General features: G+C 75.6%; 8 protein-coding genes. 5 read left to right on the top strand and 3 right to left on the bottom strand.

Annotated features, from left to right (window positions below; genetic code table 11):
* Nucleotides 1-261: 261 nt before the first annotated feature.
* The gene (locus ACZ6EM_RS20260; RefSeq protein WP_465772906.1) at nt 262-13467 is read left to right on the top strand and encodes a MupA/Atu3671 family FMN-dependent luciferase-like monooxygenase; all 13206 of its coding nucleotides are present in this window, start codon (nt 262-264) and stop codon (nt 13465-13467) included.
* Nucleotides 13464-14969, top strand: coding sequence for a condensation domain-containing protein (locus ACZ6EM_RS20255; protein WP_465772905.1), 1506 nt, complete (start codon nt 13464-13466; stop codon nt 14967-14969). The genes ACZ6EM_RS20260 and ACZ6EM_RS20255 overlap by 4 nt, the downstream gene beginning before the upstream one ends.
* A 78-nt stretch (nt 14970-15047) precedes the next feature.
* Here ACZ6EM_RS20255 and ACZ6EM_RS20250 read toward each other — a convergent pair whose 3' ends face one another.
* The 3 genes from ACZ6EM_RS20250 to ACZ6EM_RS20240 form a co-directional block, all read right to left on the bottom strand.
* Nucleotides 15048-15290, bottom strand: coding sequence for a hypothetical protein (locus ACZ6EM_RS20250; protein ID WP_465772904.1), 243 nt, complete (start codon nt 15288-15290; stop codon nt 15048-15050).
* A 139-nt stretch (nt 15291-15429) separates the two neighbouring features.
* Nucleotides 15430-15813 (bottom strand): hypothetical protein, encoded by a 384-nt coding sequence (locus ACZ6EM_RS20245; protein WP_401050729.1) that lies wholly within the window; start codon nt 15811-15813, stop codon nt 15430-15432.
* A gap of 134 nt (nt 15814-15947) precedes the next feature.
* Nucleotides 15948-16253 (bottom strand): hypothetical protein, encoded by a 306-nt coding sequence (locus tag ACZ6EM_RS20240; RefSeq protein WP_401050727.1) that lies wholly within the window; start codon nt 16251-16253, stop codon nt 15948-15950.
* 176 nt (nt 16254-16429) lie between these two features.
* On the opposite strand from ACZ6EM_RS20240, the gene ACZ6EM_RS20235 reads away from it, so the two are divergent.
* The 3 genes from ACZ6EM_RS20235 to ACZ6EM_RS20225 all read left to right on the top strand — a co-directional run bounded on the left by ACZ6EM_RS20235 (nt 16430) and on the right by ACZ6EM_RS20225 (nt 18152).
* Complete coding sequence (locus ACZ6EM_RS20235; RefSeq protein ID WP_401050725.1) at nt 16430-16768, top strand: hypothetical protein; 339 nt, start codon at nt 16430-16432, stop codon at nt 16766-16768.
* 146 nt (nt 16769-16914) lie between these two features.
* Nucleotides 16915-17445, top strand: coding sequence for a GNAT family N-acetyltransferase (locus ACZ6EM_RS20230; protein ID WP_401050722.1), 531 nt, complete (start codon nt 16915-16917; stop codon nt 17443-17445).
* Entirely contained in the window at nt 17442-18152 is a 711-nt protein-coding gene (locus ACZ6EM_RS20225) for a phosphotransferase family protein (protein WP_401050719.1), read from the top strand. Before ACZ6EM_RS20230 ends, ACZ6EM_RS20225 begins: the two co-directional genes overlap by 4 nt.
* Nucleotides 18153-18256: the final 104 nt, after the last annotated feature.

Here is an 18256-nt window from a genome sequence, read left to right as displayed (position 1 = left end):
ACCGGCCCCCGCCACCACCCCGGCGCCCCGCGCCGTACCCGACACCGGCCCGACGCACCACTCCCGCGACACCCCCACGCCGCACGCGACACCGCTCCTTCGCACCACCCCTCCGGCGCCCGCGCCGTAGGCGACACCGCGCTTTCCCCCGCACCGCCCCGGCGCCTCCGCGCCGTACGCGCCACCCGTCTCCGCTCCCCTCCCCGACCCGGGGCGGCCCACACCCGCGCCCCGGCACCGATCCGAAAGGTGCCGAACGTCATGAGCCCCACCGGTCCCGACCACGGCCGGCTGCGAACCCTGGAAGCCCGACTGCTGCTGCGCCCCGAGATCGCCGACTGCGCGCTGCTGCCCGTCGAGCACGGGAACGGCCGCCCAGGCCTGCGGGCCTACCTGGTGCCCGCCGTCGACGGCGATCCCGAGGCCCTGCGCCGCCGGGCCGCCGCGGCGCTGCTGGACGCCGACCCGAGCGCCGAGGTGCACCTCCTGGACGGCATCGTCCGCACCCCCGAGGGCGAACCCGACGCCGCCGCCCTGGCCGCGGCGCTCACCCGGGCGCCGGCCGCACCCGGCCCCGCCCTGCGCCACCTGCGTGAACTCACCGACCGCTGGCGGCCGTTCGGGGAGGGGTCGGCGACGGCCGGCACCGCCCCGACGGAGCCGGCGGCCGCGCCCGCGGGCCCCGGGACGGAGGCCGTCGGCGCCCCGCTGCACGCACCCGCGCCGGACGCGCCCCGGACGCTGCCCGAGGCGCTGCTGCGCGCCGCCGAGCTGCACCCCGACCGGGGGCTGCACCTGGTCCGGGCGGGCGGCGAGGCGACCCGGCTGACCTACCGTCAACTCCTGGCCCGATCGCGCGAGATCCTCACCACCCTGGCCTCCGCCGGAGTGCGGGCCGGGGACCGGGTGATCCTCCAGGTCCCGGACCCGGAGCTCTACTTCCCCACCCTGTGGGCCTGCCTGCTGGGCGGGGTGCAGCCGGTGACGGTGGCACGCCCGCCGGACTACCACGAGCGCAACCCCGTCCTGGAGAAGCTCTGGCACGCCTGGCAGACCCTGGAGGAGCCGCCGGTGCTCGCCTGCGGGCCGGCGGTGGCCGGCCTGGAGCGGCTCGGGGAGCTGTACCCGGCGCCGGGCCTGCGGGTGATCGCCGTCGACCGGCCCGTCGACGGCGACCGGCCGGCGGCCGCCGAACACGCCCCCGCCCCCGGCGACGTCGCGATCCTCCAGCTGTCCTCCGGCAGCACCGGGCGGTCCAAGGCGGTGCAGATCACCCACCGCGGCATCCTGGAGTACACCGCCGGAGCCGTCGCGAACGGCTGCGATCCGGCCGACACCACGGTCAACTGGCTGCCCCTGGACCACGTCGCCGGACTGCTGATGTTCCACCTGCGCGACGTGGTGCTGGCCGCCGACCAGGTGCAGGTGCCCACCGAACTCGTCCTCGCCGACCCGCTGGTCTGGCTGGACGCGCTGGAGCGCTACCGGGGCGCGCACTCCTGGTCGCCCAACTTCGGCTACCGGCTGGTCGCCGAGGCCGTCCGGGCCGCCGGGCCCGGACGCCACTGGGACCTGTCCGCGGTCAAGTCGCTGATCAACGCCGGCGAGCAGTGCACCGAGGCGGTGCTGGACGAGTTCCTGGCCGCCACCGCCCCGTTCGGCGTCCGCCCCGAGCACCTGCTGCTGGGCTGGGGCATGGCCGAGACCTGCACGGTGATCACCTACAAGCGCTACCACGAGGACGGTTCCCGCCGGCTGGTGCGCACCGACTCGCTCAGCGGCCGGCTGGAGCCCGCCGACCCGGACTCGGCGGAGCGCGGCACCGGCTTCCTCAGCATGGGACGGCCCGCGCCCGGCACCCGGATGCGGGTCACCGACGACAACGGGCGGGCGCTGCCCGAGCACTGGGTCGGCCGGCTCCAGGTCCGCTCCGGCCGGGTGACGCCGGGGTACCTGAACAACCCGGCCGCCAACCAGGAGGCCTTCGTCGGCGACGACTGGTTCGACACCGGGGACCTCGCCTTCCTGACCGACGGCGAGGTGGTGCTCACCGGCCGTCGCAAGGAGATCATCATCGTCAACGGCGTGCACTACTTCTGCCACGAGCTGGAGGACGTGGTGGCCTCCGTGGCGGGGGTGCGCTCCGGACACGTCGCGGCCTTCGGGGTGCCGGACGAACGCACCGGCACCGAGCAGCTGGTCATCGCCTACGTCCAGAGCGACCCGCAGGCCCCCGCGCCGCCCGTCGCCGCCGAGGTGCGGCAGCTGCTGGCGGCCCGCCGACAGCCCGCGCCCGCCCTGGTGCTCCCCGTCCCGGCGGCCGAGTTCCCCCGCACCACCAGCGGCAAGATCCAGCGCACCGCGCTGCGTCGCCGGCTGCTGGACGGCGAACTCGACGACCACGTCGTGGCGCTGGACCTGGCCGAGGCCAACTCCCGGACGCTGCCGGACTGCGTGCGGCGGCTCGGCTGGGAGCCCCGCCCGGTTCCGCAGGCCGTGGCCGCTCCGCTGGCGGACGAAACGATCCTGCTGCTCGGCCCGGCCGGCCCCGGCACCCTCACCGAGGCCCTGGCCACCGCCCTGCCGAACGCCCTGGTGGTGGACCGGCCGCCGACCACCGACCCCGAGGACTGGCTGCGGGCCCTCGGGGACCGGACGGCCGACCGGCTGGTCTACCTCTGGAGCGCGACGGCCGACGGACCGGCCCGGCCGGACGAGGCACTGCTCGCCCTGCTCCGGGCGCTCCCGGCCCGGCCGCCGCTCCGCGAGCTGGTCTCGGTCAGCGCCGGGCTGCACGCCGTACTCCCCGGAGAACTCCCCAGTCCCACCGCCGCATTGACCGCGGCGCTGACCGCCGGGGCGCGAGCCGAACAACTGGTGCCCGCCGCCCGGCACCTCGACCTGCCACGCGAGGCACCGGCCGCGGAACAGGCCGGCGCCCTGCTCACCCTGCTCACCGATCCCCGGCCCGACCCCGAATCCGCCTGGCGCGCCGGCCGCCCCTGGGTCCCCCGGCTGGAAACGGTCGAGGCCGCCTCCGCGCCGTCCGGGGCGGGCTGCTCGCTGCTCACCCCCGGCGCCCGCTACCTCGTCACCGGCGGCCTCGGCGGGATCGCCGCCGAGCTGCTGCCCGGGCTGCTGCGCGAGTACGGCTCCCGACTGCTGATCGTCGGCCGCAGCGACCTGGACGCCCCGACCGCCGAGGCCGCCGAACGCCGGGCCGCACTGCGCCGACTGGCCGCCCAGGGCGGTCAGGTCGGCTACCGCCAGGCCGACGTGACGAACCGTCAGCAGGTGGCGGAGGTCGTCGCCGAGGCCGAACGGGAGTGGCAGGCGCCGCTGGACGGCGTGCTCCACCTGGCCGGCGGCTACCGGCTCGCGCTCCTCGCCGACACCGGCACCGAGGGCTGGCGGGAGGCCGTCCGGACCAAGGCCGAGGGCACCGACCACCTCATCGAGCTGGTCAAGGAACGGCCCGGAGCACAGTTCGTCGCCTTCTCCTCGATGATCGGCCTCCAGGAGGCGGTCGGCTCCACCGGCTACGCCGCCGCCAACCGCTACCTGGAGAGCACCGTCGAGCGGCTGCGCCGCGAGAGCGGCACCCCGGCCTGGACGATCTCCTGGGGCCTGTGGCGCGGGGTCGGCATGAACCGCGACACGGAGAACGAGCAGGCCGCCACCGGCCGGGGCATCGCCGTGCTGAGCGCCGCCCACGGGCGCCGACTGGCCGCCCTGCTGCTGGCCGGCGCCCCGGGTCACCGGTACGCCGGTCCGGACCCGAGCTCCCCCGCCGCCCGGCGCCGGCTGCGCGCCACCGCACCCCGCCCGGTGACCGCCGCCGCCCCGGCACCGGGCACCACGACACCGTCCACCACGGCACCGGACACCACGACACCGGGCACCGCGGCAGCGGACGGCCGGCCCGCCGCACAGCCCGTCCCGGGCACCGGCCGGACCGCACCGTCCGGGCTGCGCCGACTCGTCCTGGACGCCTTCGAGTCCGTCCTGGACACCCCGCTGGACCCGGGCCGCCCGCTCGCCGAACTCGGCATCGGCTCCCTCCAGTTGATGCGGGTGCACGGCGCGCTCAGCGCCGTGCTGCCCACGCCCCCGGCGCCCACCGAGCTGTTCCGCCACCCCACCGTGGACGCCCTGATCGAGCACCTGGCCGCCGAACCGGCCGCACCCACCGCTCCGCTCCGCTCCCCCGCCGCCGCCGCCGGCACCGACGCCGGGCCGGGCGACGACCGCCGGGTGGCGATCGTCGGCCTGGCGCTGCGCCTGCCGGGCGCCGACACCCCCGAGCAGTACTGGCGGAACATCGTCGAGGGCGTCCGGAGCACCACCCGGTTCACCGAGGAGGAGCTGGCCGCCGCCGGACTGCGCCCGGAGGAGTACCGCCACCCCGACTTCGTCCCGGTCACCGGGGCGCTCACCGACGTCGACCATTTCGACGCCGAGGCGTTCGGGATCAGCGGCACCGAGGCCGCGCTGATGGACCCGCAGCAGCGCCTGCTGCTGGAGATCTGCCGCCAGGCCCTGGAGGACGGCGGCTACGACGCACCGGACCCGGAGCGCCGGGTCGGGGTCTTCGCCGGAACCGGGATGACCCTGTACGCGCTGCGCAACTACTACCAGCACACCCTGGCCGCCACCGCCGACCCGGCCGAACCGGTGGCCGCCCTGCAGACCGCGATCGGCAACCAGGCGGACTTCGCCGCCACCCGGGTCGCCTACCGGCTGGGCCTCACCGGTCCGGCGATCGGCGTGCAGACGGCCTGCTCCACCTCGCTGGTCGCGGTGCACCTGGCCGTGCAGTCCCTGCTGGCGGGCGACTGCGAGCTGGCCCTCGCCGGGGCCGCCGCCCTGCACATCCCGCAGGCCGCCGGCTACCGCTACGAGGAGGGGTCGATCCTCTCCCCCGACGGCGCCTGCCGGGCCTTCGACGCCGACGCGGGCGGCACGGTCGGCGGCAACGGCGTCGCCGCCGTCCTGCTCAAGCGCCTCGACCGGGCGCTCGCCGACGGCGACACCGTGCACGGGGTGATCCTCGGCTCCGCCGTCAACAACGACGGCGGCCGGAAGGTCGGCTACACCGCGCCCAGCGTGGACGGGCAGGCGGCCGTGGTCGGCCGGGCCCTGGACCTCGCGGGCGTACCGGCCGAGAGCATCGGCTACATCGAGGCCCACGGCACCGGCACCCCGCTCGGCGACCCGATCGAGTTCCGGGCGCTGGCCCAGGCGTTCCGGTCCCGGACCGAGGCCGCCGGGTTCTGCTCGCTCGGCTCGGTCAAGCCCAACATCGGCCACCTGGACACCTGCGCCGGAATGGCGGGCCTGATCAAGGCGCTGCTGGTGCTGCGGCACGGCACCGTCCCGCCGCTGGTGAACTTCACCAGCCCCAACCCCGCGCTGGAGCTGGCCGGCAGCCCGTTCCGGCTCGCCGCCGAGCGCCGGGACTGGCCGGACGGCCCCACCCCGCGCCGGGCCGGGGTCAGCGCCCTGGGCGTCGGCGGCACCAACGCCCACCTGGTGCTGGAGCAGGCTCCGGCCACCGCCGCGGTGCCCGCGCCGCGGCCGGCCCCGACCGTGCTGCCGCTGTCGGCCCGCACCGCCCAGGGCCTCACCGAGCTGGCCGGACTGCTCCGCGACCGGCTGGACGCCGAACCCGCCCTGGCACCCGGCGACCTGCCGCTCACCCTCGGCGCCGGCCGGCGCGCGCTGCGCCACCGGCTGGCCGTCACCGGCCCCGACCCGGCCGCCCTGCGCAAGGGCCTGGACGCCTTCCTGGCGGGCCGGCCCACCGCCGGCGCGGCCCACCGCGAGACCGGGCGCGGCGAGGTCCGGCCGGTGCTGCTCTTCACCGGCCAGGGATCCCAGTACCGGGGCATGGCCGCCGAACTGCACGCCGCGTTCCCGGTCTTCCGCGCCGTCCTGGAGGAGTGCGACCGGCTGCACCGCGCGGCCTGGGACGAGCCGCTGCTGCCGCTGCTGCTCGACCCCGCCGCGCAGGGCACCGAGGACACCTGGACCACCGAGGCGGCGCAGCCCGCGCTGTTCGCCCTCCAAGCGGCCTACCTGCGGCTCTGGCAGGAGCTCGGCGTGCGTCCCGCCGCGGTCGCCGGGCACAGCGCCGGGGAGTACGCGGCCTTCCACGCGGCCGGCGCGCTCGACCTGGCCGACGGGATGTTCCTGACGGCGCTGCGCGGCCGGCTGATGCACCGGCTGACCGAACCGGGCGCCATGACGGTGGTCTCGGCCGGCCCGGACCGGCTGGCCGGGCTCGGCGACTGGCTGCCCGGGGTGGACCTGGCCGTGGTCAACGGCAAGGGCCAGTGCGTGCTGGCCGGCCCGCCGCGCGAGATCGCCGCCGCCGAGGCCGTACTGGCCGCCGACGGGGTGACCACCGAACGCCTGGCCACCGACCGGGCGTTCCACTCCCGCCTGCTCGACCCGATGCTCGACCCCTTCCGCGACCAGCTGGCCCGGCTGCGCCTGCGGCCGCTGGCCGTCCCGCTGGTCAGCAACCTCGGCGGCGAGGTGCTGGCCCCCGGGACCGTCCCGACGCCCGAGTACTTCCTGCGGCAGACCCGGGAGACCGCCCGGTTCGACCAGGTGCTCGCCGCGCTGGACGGACTGGACCACGAGCTGTTCCTGGAGCTCGGCCCGCACCCGACGCTGACCGGCATGGGCCGCCGGGAGCTGCCGCACCGCCACTTCGTCGCCGGCGGCCGGCGCGGCGCCTCGCCGGAGCAGCAGTTCGACGCCGCCGCGGCCGCGCTGTGGTCGCACGGCGTCCCGCTCGACTGGGCCCGCTTCGCCGCCGCCCGGGACTGGCCGGACGGGCCTGCCCGCCGCGTCCCGCTGCCCACCACCGTCTTCCAACGCCGCCGCCACTGGTTCACCGCCCCTGCCCGGCCCACCACCGAGGACCCCGCCATGCGCCAGGACCCACCCCAGCAGAGCGCACCGGCCGCGACGCCGGCCGCCGCACCGACGCCGAGCCCCGAGGAGTTCGCCGAGCAGGCCGTCCTGCGCCGGGTCGTCGAGCAGACGGCCCGCCAGCTCGGCTACGACGAGGCCTCGGTCGGGACGGACGAGCCGTTCTTCGACCTGGGCGCCGACTCGCTCTCGATGATCAACATGATCCGCGACCTGGAGCGCGCGTTCCGGGTCCGGGTGTCGATGCGCGAACTCTTCGAGGCGGCCGACACCCCGGCCCGGCTGGCCGGGCTGATCGCCTCCCGGCTGGAGCCGGCGGTGCTGGCCACGCTGCTGCCGGCCGCCGAGCCGGAGCCCGTGGCGGAGCCCGAGCCCGCGCCCGTTCCGGCGGCCGCCACGGCTGCGGTGCCCGCTCCGGCCGCCGTTCCCGCTGCCGCTCCCGTTGCCGTCCAGGCCGCCCCGGTGGCCCAGGGCGCACCCGCCGTCCACCCGGCCCCGCCCGTCCAGGCACCGCCCGTCCAGGCCCCGGCCGCGGTGCCGGTTCCCCAGCCCGTGCCCGTCGCGCCCACCGTCCCGCAGGCGGTGCCCACCGCGCTGCGGCCGGTGACCGACGGCACCGGCCTGATCGAGCGCCAGCTCGCGCTCCTCGGCCAGTTCTCCGACCTGATGCGCGACCAGCTCGGCCTGCTGGCCGGCGGCGGCGCGCCCGCGCTCCCCGCGGCGCCCGTGCCCGCGGCCCTGCCCCCGGCGGCGGCCGTACCCGTCACCGCCCCGGTCCCGACGCCCGCCGTCGCCCCCGCACCCGCCGCCGAGGCACCCGCCGCACCCGCCGCCGAGGCGCCCGCCCCGCAGGTGCACGGCCCCCGGGTGACCGTCTCCCGCGAGTCCGGCATGGCCTCCGGCGGCCTGACCGACCAGCAGCGCGCCCACGTGGACGAGCTGGTCGCCCGCTTCACCGCCCGCACCACCGCCTCCAAGGCGATCACCCGCCGTCACCGCCGCACCCTGGCGGACAGCCGTGCCGTGGTCGGCTTCCGCTCCGGCACCAAGGAGATGCTCTACCCGCTCGCCGCCCGGCGGGCCCGGGGCTCCCGGCTGGAGGACGTCGACGGCAACGCGTACGTCGACATCACCATGGGCTTCGGCGTCCTGCTCTTCGGCCACGACCCGGAGTTCGTCTCCGAGGCCGTCCGCGAGCACCTGTCCTCGGGCCTGCGGCTGGGCCCGCGCGGTCCGGAGACCGGCGAGGCCGCCGAGCTGCTGGCCGAGCTGACCGGCACCGAGAGGGTCGCCTTCGCCAACTCCGGCACCGAGGCGAACGCCGGGGCGATCCGGCTGGCCCGCGCGCACACCGGCCGGGACAAGATCGTCATGTTCGAGGGCTCCTACCACGGCCACTCCGACCAGACCCTGGGCCGGACGCTGGGCCGCGGCGCCGACCGGGAGACCGTCCCGGTCTCCATCGGCATCCCCGGCAGCGCGGTCGCCGACCTGCTGGTGCTGCGGTACGGCGACCCGGAGAGCCTCAAGGTCATCGAGGAGCACGGCGACCGGATCGCCGCCGTCCTGGTCGAACCGGTGCAGAGCCGCCACCCCGGCCGCCAGCCCGCCGACTTCGTCCGCTCGCTGCGCGAACTGACCACCCGGCTCGGCATCGTGCTGGTCTTCGACCAGATGCTCACCGGCTTCCGGCCCCACCTGCGCGGCGCCGAGGGCTTCTGGGGCGTCACCCCCGACATGTCCACCTACGGCAAGGTGCTGGGCGGCGGCTACCCGATCGGCGCGATCGCCGGGCGGGCCGACATCATGGACGGGATCGACGGCGGCCACTGGGACTACGGGGACGACAGCTACCCGCCCAAGGACACCACCTTCTTCGGCGGCACCTACATCCAGCACCCGCTGGCGATGACCGCCGCGGGCGCGGTGCTGCGCCACCTCAAGGCGGCCGGCCCCGGCCTCCAGGAGCGGCTGAACGCCCGCACCGACGAGCTGGCGGCCACCCTGAACGGCTTCTTCGAGGAGGAGGAGTTCCCGCTGCGCCTGGCCCACTTCGGCTCGCTCTTCCGCTTCGAGCCCCGGGCCGACATGGAGCTGCTCTTCCCGCACCTGCTGACCCGCGGGGTCTACGTGTGGGAGTGGCGCAACTTCTTCCTCTCCACCGCCCACACCGACGGCGACCTGGAGTTCGTGATCGACGCGGTCCGCGAGTCGCTGCGCGACCTGCGGCGCGGCGGCTTCTTCCCGGCCTCGCCCGGCGTCCGCCTGCCGGCCCCCCGGCCGGCCGCCGAACTCGCCGTCCCCGCCGAGACCCTGCGCGGCCGGGCGGAGCCGATCGCGTACCAGCCGGTCAGCGACCCGCAGCGGCCGGTGGACTTCAGCCTCTACTTCTTCGGCGACTACCCGCTGGACTCCCCGGAGGACGAGAAGTACCGCATCGTCCTGGAGAGCGCCCGCTTCGCCGACCGGCACGACTTCCACTCGGTCTGGCTGCCGGAGCGCCACTTCCACTCCTTCGGCGGCATCTTCCCCAACCCCTCGGTGCTGGCCGCCGCCCTCGCCCGGGAGACCAGCCGGATCCGGCTGAACGCGGGCTGCGCCGTGCTGCCGCTGCACCACCCGGTGCGGGTGGCCGAGGAGTGGTCGGTGGTCGACAACCTGTCCGGCGGCCGGGTCGGCCTGGGCTGCGCCAGCGGCTGGCACCCCAACGACTTCCTGTTCTTCCCCGAGAACTACGGCAGCCACAAGGAGCTGATGCACCGGCAGGTCGACACCGTCCGGGCGCTGTGGCGCGGCGAGCCGTACCAGGGCCGCAACGGCAACGGTGAGCCGATCGAGGTGACCCTGCACCCGCGCCCCCTGCAGGACCTGCCGCCCATGTTCACCGCGATCGTCGGCAACCCGGACAGCTTCCGCGAGGCCGCCCGGCACGACCTCGGCGTCATCACCAACCTGATGACCCAGGACATCTCCCAGCTGGCCGAGAACATCGAGGTCTACCGGCGCACCCGGGCCGAGCACGGGCTCGACCCGGAGGCCGGCCGGGTGGTCGTGCTGGTCCACACCTACCTGGGCACCGACCTGGCCACCGCCCGCGAGCAGGCCTACCGGCCGTTCTGCAACTACCTGCGCTCCTCGCTCTCGCTGTTCGGGCAGATGGCCAACAGCCTGGGCCTGACCCTGGACTACGAGAGCGCCCGCGATGACGACCTGGAGTACGTGCTGGAGCGCGCGTACGAGCGCTACTGCGCCTCCCGCGCGCTGATCGGCACCCCGGAGAGCGTCCAGGGGGTGCTGTCCGAGCTGCGGGCGGCCGGCGCCGACGAGATCGCCGCCTTCGTGGACTTCGGGCTCTCCCCCGACCTGGTGGCGGCCGGCCTGCCCCAGCTCGACGTCCTGCGCCGGGACACCCTGCGCGGCGCGCCGCTGTCCTACGCCCAGCAGCGGATGTGGTTCCTGCACCGGATGCTGCCCGACGGCGGGCAGTACAACGAGGTCAAGGCGATCGCCCTGGACGGCCCGCTCGACCCGCGGGCCCTGGACGCCGCGCTGCGCCGGCTGGTCGAACGCCACGTCGCGCTGCGCACCGTCTTCCGGGAGCAGGACGGCGAACCGTTCCAGCAGGTGCTGGCGCCGCCCGCCGGCCCGGTGCTGCGGCGGATCACGGCCGACGGCGGCAGCCCGGACCCGGTGGCCGACCTGGTCGCCGCCGAGGGCGCCCACCGCTTCGACCTCGCCGAGGGCCCGCTGTTCCGGGCCCTGCTGCTGGAGCGGGACGCCGACCGGCACGTCCTGGTCCTCTCGATGCACCACATCGTGATCGACACCCTGTCCACCGTGGTGATCACCCGCGAGCTGGGCGAGCTCTACCTGGCCGCCCGGGAGGACCGGGCCGCCCGGCTCCCGGTGCTCACCACCGGCCCGGCCACCGAGGCCGCCCGCGAGCGGGCCCGGGTGGCCGCCGGCGAGTACGAGGAGAGCCTCGCCCACTGGCGCAAGGTGTTCGGCGGCGGTGACCTGCCGGTGCTGTCCCTGCCCACCGACCGGCCGCGCCCGGCGGTGCCGGACGGCCGGGGCCGCTCCTTCGTCCACCACCTGCCCGCCGAACTCGCGGACGGCCTGCGGGAGTTGGCCCGGTCCAAGCGCTCCACCCTGTTCATGGTGCTGCTGACCGGCTTCGCCGGCGTCCTGCAGCGGTACGCCGGCCAGGACGAGATCGTGCTGGGCACCCCGGTGGCCAACCGGGCCGACGGCACCGAGGACCTGGTCGGGTTCTTCGTCAACACCCTGGCGCTGCGCCTGGACCTCTCCGGCGAGCCGGCCTTCGCCGAGGCGCTCGGCCGGGTCCGCTCCACCGCGCTGGACGCCTACGAGCACCAGCAGCTGCCCTTCGAGGTACTGGTGCAGGAGCTGAACCCGCAGCGCGACACCAGCCGCAACCCGCTGTTCCAGGTCATGGTCGAGTTCGAGAACCACATGGTCTTCGAACTGGACCTGCCCGGGGTGACGGCCCGTCCGCTGGACCACGTCGCGGACCGCTCCGCCTTCGACCTGACGCTCTTCCTGACCAGCCTGCCCGACGGCATCCGCTGCCACGTCGAGTACGCCGAGACCCTCTTCGACCGGGCCACCGTCGACCGGCTGCTCGGCGCCTTCGAGCGGCTGCTCACCGCCGCGGTCTCGGACCCGGAGCGCCCCCTCGTCGAACTCACCGCCGTGTCCGCCACCGAGGCCGACACCGCCCTGGAGTGCGGCCCCCCGGCCGTCCGGGAACCCGAGCACCCGCTGGCCACCATCGCCGCGACCGCGGCAGGCCGGCCCGAGCAGACCGCGGTGGTCGCCGCCGACGGCACCGGGACGGACTACCGGACGCTGCTGGCCCGGGCGGACGACCTGGCCGGCCGGCTGCTGGCGGCCGGCGTCCGCGAGGGCAGCCGGGTGGGCGTCCTGCTGCCCCGCTCGGTCGACCTGGTGGCCGCGCTGCTGGCCATCCTGCGCCTCGGCGCCGTCCACGTACCCGTCGACGTGCTGCAGGGCCCCGAGCGCTGCCGGCTGATCGTCGAGGACAGCGCGCCGGTCGTCCTGCTCACCACCACGGACGACGCCCCGGCGGAGCTCGGCCTGACCGTCCCGACGGTGCTCACCGCCACCGCCCCGGCCGACGCCGCCGCCGAACTGCCCCCGCTGCCCGCCCCCTCGGCGCAGGCCCCCGCGTACCTGCTCTACACCTCAGGCTCCACCGGCCGCCCCAAGGGCGTGCTGATGCACTCCCTCGCCCTGGCCCACTTCGTGGCCTGGAACGTCGCCGACCACCCCGCGGCCCGTACCCTCCAGTACGCCTCCTGCGGCTTCGACGTCAGCGTCCAGGAGATCCTCACCACACTGGCCGGCGGCGGCACCCTGCTGCTGATCGAGGAGGAGACCCGCTACGACGTGACGGCGCTGGCCGCCGTGGTCCGCTCCACCCGGGCCGAGCGGCTCCACCTGCCGTACACGCCGCTGGCCGCCCTGGCCGACGCGCTCGGCGAGGAGCCCGTGCCGCACCTGCGGGAGCTGATCTCGGGCGGCGAGCAGGTGCTGGTCACCCCCGGGCTGCGGGCCTTCCTGAGCCGCAACCCCGGCTGCCGGCTGATCAACCACTACGGCCCGACCGAGACCCACGCGCTGACGGCCGGCGAGATCGACCCGGACGGCCCGGAGTACGCGCCGATCGGCCGCCCGACCCCGGGCAGCCGGATCGTGCTGCGCGACCCCGCCGGCCGCCGGGTGCCGGCCGGAGCGGTCGGCGAGATCCACGCCCTCGGCGTCCAGGTCGGCATCGGCTACATCGGCCGCGACGAGGAGAGCGCCGCCGTCTTCACCGACACCCCCGACGGCCCCAGCTACCGCACCGGCGACCTCGGCCGCTGGCGCCCGGACGGCCGGCTGGAGTACCTCGGCCGGGCCGACCGCCAGGTCAAGGTGCGCGGCTACCGGGTCGAGCCGGGCGAGATCGAGACCGTGCTGCGCGGCGTTCCCGGCGTGCACGCCGCCGCCGTGACGGCGCGCCGCACCGCGGCGGGCACCGTGCTCGCCGGGTACGTCGGATGCGCGCCGGCCGACCTGCCCCGGGTCGCCGACCGGCTGGCCGACCTGCTGCCCGACTACATGGTGCCCGGGCTCTGGGCCACCGTCGACGCCCTGCCGTTCAACGCCCACGGCAAGCTCGACACCGCCGCCCTGCCGGAGCCGCGCCCGCTCGGCGCGGACGAGCCCCAGGCCGCGCCGGCCACCGAGCTGGAACGGACCGTGCAACGGCTCTGGGAGGAGGAGCTCGGCCGCCCCGTCGGGGTGGAGACCTCCTTCTTCGACCTGGGCGGGCACTCGCTGGCCGCCACCCGGCTGCTGAACCGGGTCCGCGAGGAGACCGGGCTGCGGATCGGCGTGCTGGACTTCTTCCGCCGCCCGACCGTCCGCGCGATGGCCGCCCACGAGCCGGCCGCCGAGCAGCACCCGGCCCCGGCCTTCGAGGAGGGGACCCTGTGAGCACGGCGGAGGACGTTCGAGGAGAGGACGCGGCGAGCACGGCGGAGGACGGCTGGGCGCGGCTGCTGCGCCTGCTCGACGAACGCGAGATCGTGCTGCGCACCACCGGCGAGCGGCTCGGCTACCTGGCCCCCGCCGGCGCGATGGACGAGGAGGTCACCGGCCTCGTCCGGGCCCACCGCGACCGGCTGCTGACCACCCTGACCGGCGCCGGGGAGGCGCTGTCCGCCGCGCCGGCCGGGGTGACCCAGTGGCGGCTGCACAAGGCCCACGGCGACGCCGCCGACCCGGCGGTGTGGAACATCCTCCAGCGGATCACCCTGCGCGGGCCGCTGGAGCCCGGGCGGCTGGCCGCCGCGCTGACGGCGGTCACCGAGCGGCACGAGAGCCTGCGGACCCGGTTCGTGGACACCGAGCTCGGCGGGCTCCAGCAGGTGCTGCCGAACACCCCGCTGGACGTCCCGGTCGAGGACCTGCGCGGGCTCGCCCCCGCCGAACGGGACGCGGCCCTCGCCGCGGCCCTGGAGGCCGAGGTCGGCCGCCCGTTCGACCTGACGGCGCCCCCGCTGCTGCGCGCCCGACTGCTGCGCCCGGCGGCGCAGGAGTGGGTGCTGCTGCTGACCATCCACCACATCGCGCTCGACGGCTGGTCGCTGGCCACCGTGCTGGCCGACCTGAGCGCGCTCTACCGCACGGGCGGGCCGCTGCCGGGAGAGGCCGGCCGGATGACCGACCACGCCTGCTGGGAGCGGACGGTCGTCAACCGGGCCTCCATGGCGGCGGCCGCCGACCACTGGGCCGAGGCCCTCGGCGGCGCCTCGCTCTCGGTGGACGTGCCCACCGACCGGCCCCGTCCCGAACGGCGCTCCGGGCACGGTGAGACGGCCGAGTTCCGGATCCCGGCGGCCGTGGCCGAGGAGATCGGGCGCTACGCCGCCGCGCGCTCCGCCACCGCCTCGGCCGTCGTGGTCGCCGCGTTCGCCCGGCTGCTCGGCTCGCTCAGCGGCGCGCCGGAGGTGCTGATCCTGCTCTCCAACGCCAACCGTCGGCGGCCGGTCGACGAGCAGGTGGTCGGCCTGCTCACCAGCAGCATGCCGATCCTGGTGCCGACCCGGGGCGAGAGCGGTTTCGCGGGCCTGGTGGACCGCGCCGCCGAGGCGATCGCCTCCGCCCTCGACCACTCCCTGATGCCGTTCGGCCTGCTGGTCGAACCGCTGCGGGAGCGCGGCGTCCCCATGCCCGTCGGGTACCCGCAGATCGTGCTCGCCGTCCAGAGCACCCCGCCCATCGCCCTCGACCTCCCCGGCCTGACCGCCGAGATCGAGGACATCCCCGGCCACTCCGCCCGCGCCGACTGCGCGTTCTCGCTCACCCCGGACGCCGACGGCTACCTGGGTCAGGTCGAGTACGACGCCGACCTGTTCGACGCGGGCACCGTCCGGGGCTGGCTGGACGCCCTGGTCGCGGACCTGGCCCGGCAGTTGGAGGTCCCGCTCGCGTGACACCCGGTGGGCCCCGGTGGACGGTACGCCGTCCACCGGGGCCCACCCGTCCGGGACTCCCGGGAACCCAGTGGCGGATCAACTGCCGTCCGGGGCGCCGGTGAACCGGAGGACGCCGTCCTCGATCGGGTCGGAGAGCAGGACCTTCCTGTCGTGCCGGTAGTCCATGACCATCCGCCACCGGAAGTCCCGTCCCTGGCGCGGCATCGCATCCTTCGCGCGCCGGATGTAGCCCGACGAGAGCTCGTCGACGACGCCGTCCCCGGTCGCGTCGGCCGCACGGTCGACGGGCACGGCGACGGTCCGGCCAGTGGCCTCCATGTGCTTCAGCAGCCGCACCAGGTAGGCGGCCGGTCTCGATGGTGTCCGTGACCACGGAGGCCCTGCCCTCGCGGAGCACCGTGACGAGGTCGCCGTCGGGCACCGCGCACAGCCGCTCGTGATGCCGTTCAACGGCCTGTCAGGGAGCCGTTTCTGCTGCTGCCGAGTTCTCGGCGGCCACACTCGCCCGCCACTCGTCAAGCAGCTGAAAGAACGCCTCCAGCGGCGGAACCGCACCAGCGTTCTGCTCGATGAACTTGTACCAGCTGAGGCTCAACGGCCAACCGCGCGTCCAGCACAGCCACTGCTGGAACGGGCCGGCCGGATCGAAATCGAACCGCTCGTCGACCCCGTGAATCCGCAGGGCAAGGCCGTACCCCGAGAAAAGCAGGCCCAGGTCGTCCAGCGAGCCGTTGCGCACGAACATGCCGGGCCGCTGCCGCACCTGTTCAAGGACGTCATAGATGTCCCGCCACTCATCGAACGGCTTGGGCTTCGGTCGGTCTCCAAGATCAGCTGACACCCGCCCACTCTACGCTGACGGGCTCGGACGAGTAATGACTTGTCGCACCGGAGAGGGAGATCACATGTCCGCTCACAGGTCGTCGGCGCGCCGGCGCGGGCCGGGCGACAGCTCCGGGGCCGCCGCGGGTCCGGTCAGCCCCGGAAGACCTGCCACGCCGTCGACGAGGCGTCCTCACGCGTCGCCCAGTGATTCAGCGGCAACGCCGGCAGGCCGGCCATCGAGGGGTCGCTCTCCAGCAGGTGCGCGGCATGGACCAGCCTGGGGCCGCCCTTCCACCAGCGCGGCTCGGTCGCCGAGAACGCCTGCCAGTCACCGTCCTCGTCGAGGTGGACACTCACGACGGGCTGCCCGCGACGCACACGCTTCGACACGAACATCGGCTCGTCCGGGCCGAGGGTGTACACCGGACCGCAGTCCTCGTGCGACTCGACGGTCACGACGTCCTCCTTGGCTGATCGGACCCCCATCACAGCACAGGTTCGCCCGGCCGCCTCGGTCGGGGGCGAGCTCCGCCGAGCGCCGCCACCCGGCCCCACCAGGTGACATCCGGTTCGACGGCCCGACTTGAGCGACGGGGTCGAGCCGCCCCGGCCGTGAGCCGTAGGGTTGCCGTGTGACGGATGAGCTGTTGTTCGATACGGCGCAGGCCGGCGGAGGCGGCGGGGCGGGCTGCCCGCGGTGCGAGGAGACGACAGAGCTCACCGTGTTCCGCGAGCGATATCGGCCCGTGCTCCGGGGCCGGGGTGTCGTGCGGTTCCTGGCGGCGGTGGTGCTCCTCGTCCTGGCCGCGAAACCGCTGCTCAGTGGGCACGCTGCGGGCGTGGTGCTGCTCGCCCTCGGCGTGCTCTCCGCCGTGTCGTGTGCGCGGGCCGTGGCACGGGCCCGGTCCGGTGGGCCGGTCGATGTCGTCTACTGCCACCATTGCACCGCCCGGTCCACGAGAACGCCGTGATGATCGAGGCGAACACGTGACGAGGCCACAGGCGTCGGCCGACTCGCGGGCTCCGAGGACCTGAGGACGCGGAGGACCGCGATCAACGCCGGTTGCTCCGGAAAACCCGTTGGGCGCGGCAGTCCCACCAATGGTAAACATGTGACATGTTACAAGGCACTCACATCACCCTCCGGGCCCGTCACGACGCCGATCTCCCGGTGCTCCTGGCCGAGCTGTACGACGACGTGGCGACCCGCTCGCGGGCCGACTCCCGCCCCTGGCGGCCCATCCCCCCGGGCTCGGCGGACTCCCCGTACGTGGCCACCGGGCCGTCCGACGAGGCGGCGTGCTTCTCCGTGGTCGAGACGGCCTCCGGGGAGCTGGCCGGCGAGGCGCTGCTGTGGGGCATCGACGCCCACAACCGCAGCGCCCACGTGGGCCTCGCCCTGCTGCCGGGCCACCGGGGCCGCGGGCTCGCACCGGACGTCCTGCGGGTGCTCTGCGACTACGCCTTCCCGGTACTCGGCCTGCGCCGCCTGCAACTGGAGACGCTGGCGGACAACGCCCCGATGCTCCGGGCCGCCACCGGCGTCGGCTTCACCGTCGAGGGGCGGCTGCGCCAAGCCGCCTGGGCGTACGGGGAGTTCGTGGACCAGATGGTGCTCGGACTGCTGGCCGAGGAGTGGCGGGGGTGAGCGAGGGCCCGTCCGGGCTTCGGCCCCTCCCGCACGGCTGGACCAACCGCACCGCGGGCGACGGCACCGTCGTGGTGAAACGCTACGAAGGGCCGGACGCCGAGGAGCGGCGCCGGCGCGAGCACCGGCTGCTGACCCTGCTGCACGGGCTGCTGCCGGTTCCCCCGGTGCTCGGCACCGAGCCGGGCGCCATCACGCTCGGCCACCTGCCCGGAGTGCCCGCGCAGGACCTGCTGGACGCCGGGCACGGCGCGCAGGTCCTGGCCGCCTGCGGGCGGGTGCTGCGACGGCTCCAGGCCGTCGATCCCGGCATGGCCGGCGACGGTCCGGCGCGCCCGGGGTCGGTGCTGGTGCACGGGGACTTCGGGCCCAACAACCTGTTGCTGGACCCGGCGACCTTCGCCGTCACCGGCCTGCTGGACTGGGAGTTCGCCCATCTCGGCGAGCCGGTGGAGGACCTGGCCTGGTGCGAGTGGATCGTCCGCATGCACCACCCGGCCCGGGCGGGCGCCCTGCACCACCTCTTCGACGCCTACGGGCAGCCGGTGCCGCCCTGGCCGCGGCGCCGGGCCGCCATGCTCGCCCGGTGCGCCCGGCTGGAGGAGTTCTGCCGCCGGGGCGCCCCGGACGGGCCGGGGGTACGGCAGTGGCAGGAGCGCGGGCGCCTGACGGCGGGCTGGCCGGAGCAGCCGGGGCCGCCCGCCTGACTCCGGCGGGGCGGCGCTCCGGGCCCGCGCGCCAAGGGTCGTGACGAACTGTGAACGGATCTGGCGCCCGCCTTCACCGTTCCGATACGGTCTGGACCAATCAG

Source organism: Kitasatospora sp. NPDC041917 (assembly GCF_055589745.1).
Note: the sequence above shows the minus strand (reverse complement) of the source record. Positions and strands in the feature narration are given on the sequence as shown.

Excerpts from the sequence above, each read along its gene's own strand:
- ACZ6EM_RS20260 (WP_465772906.1), top strand. The coding sequence starts at position 262 with ATGAGCCCCACCGGTCCCGACCACGGCCGGCTGCGAACCCTGGAAGCC.
- ACZ6EM_RS20250 (WP_465772904.1), bottom strand. The coding sequence starts at position 15,290 with ATGGAGGCCACTGGCCGGACCGTCGCCGTGCCCGTCGACCGTGCGGCC.
- ACZ6EM_RS20230 (WP_401050722.1), top strand. The coding sequence starts at position 16,915 with ATGTTACAAGGCACTCACATCACCCTCCGGGCCCGTCACGACGCCGAT.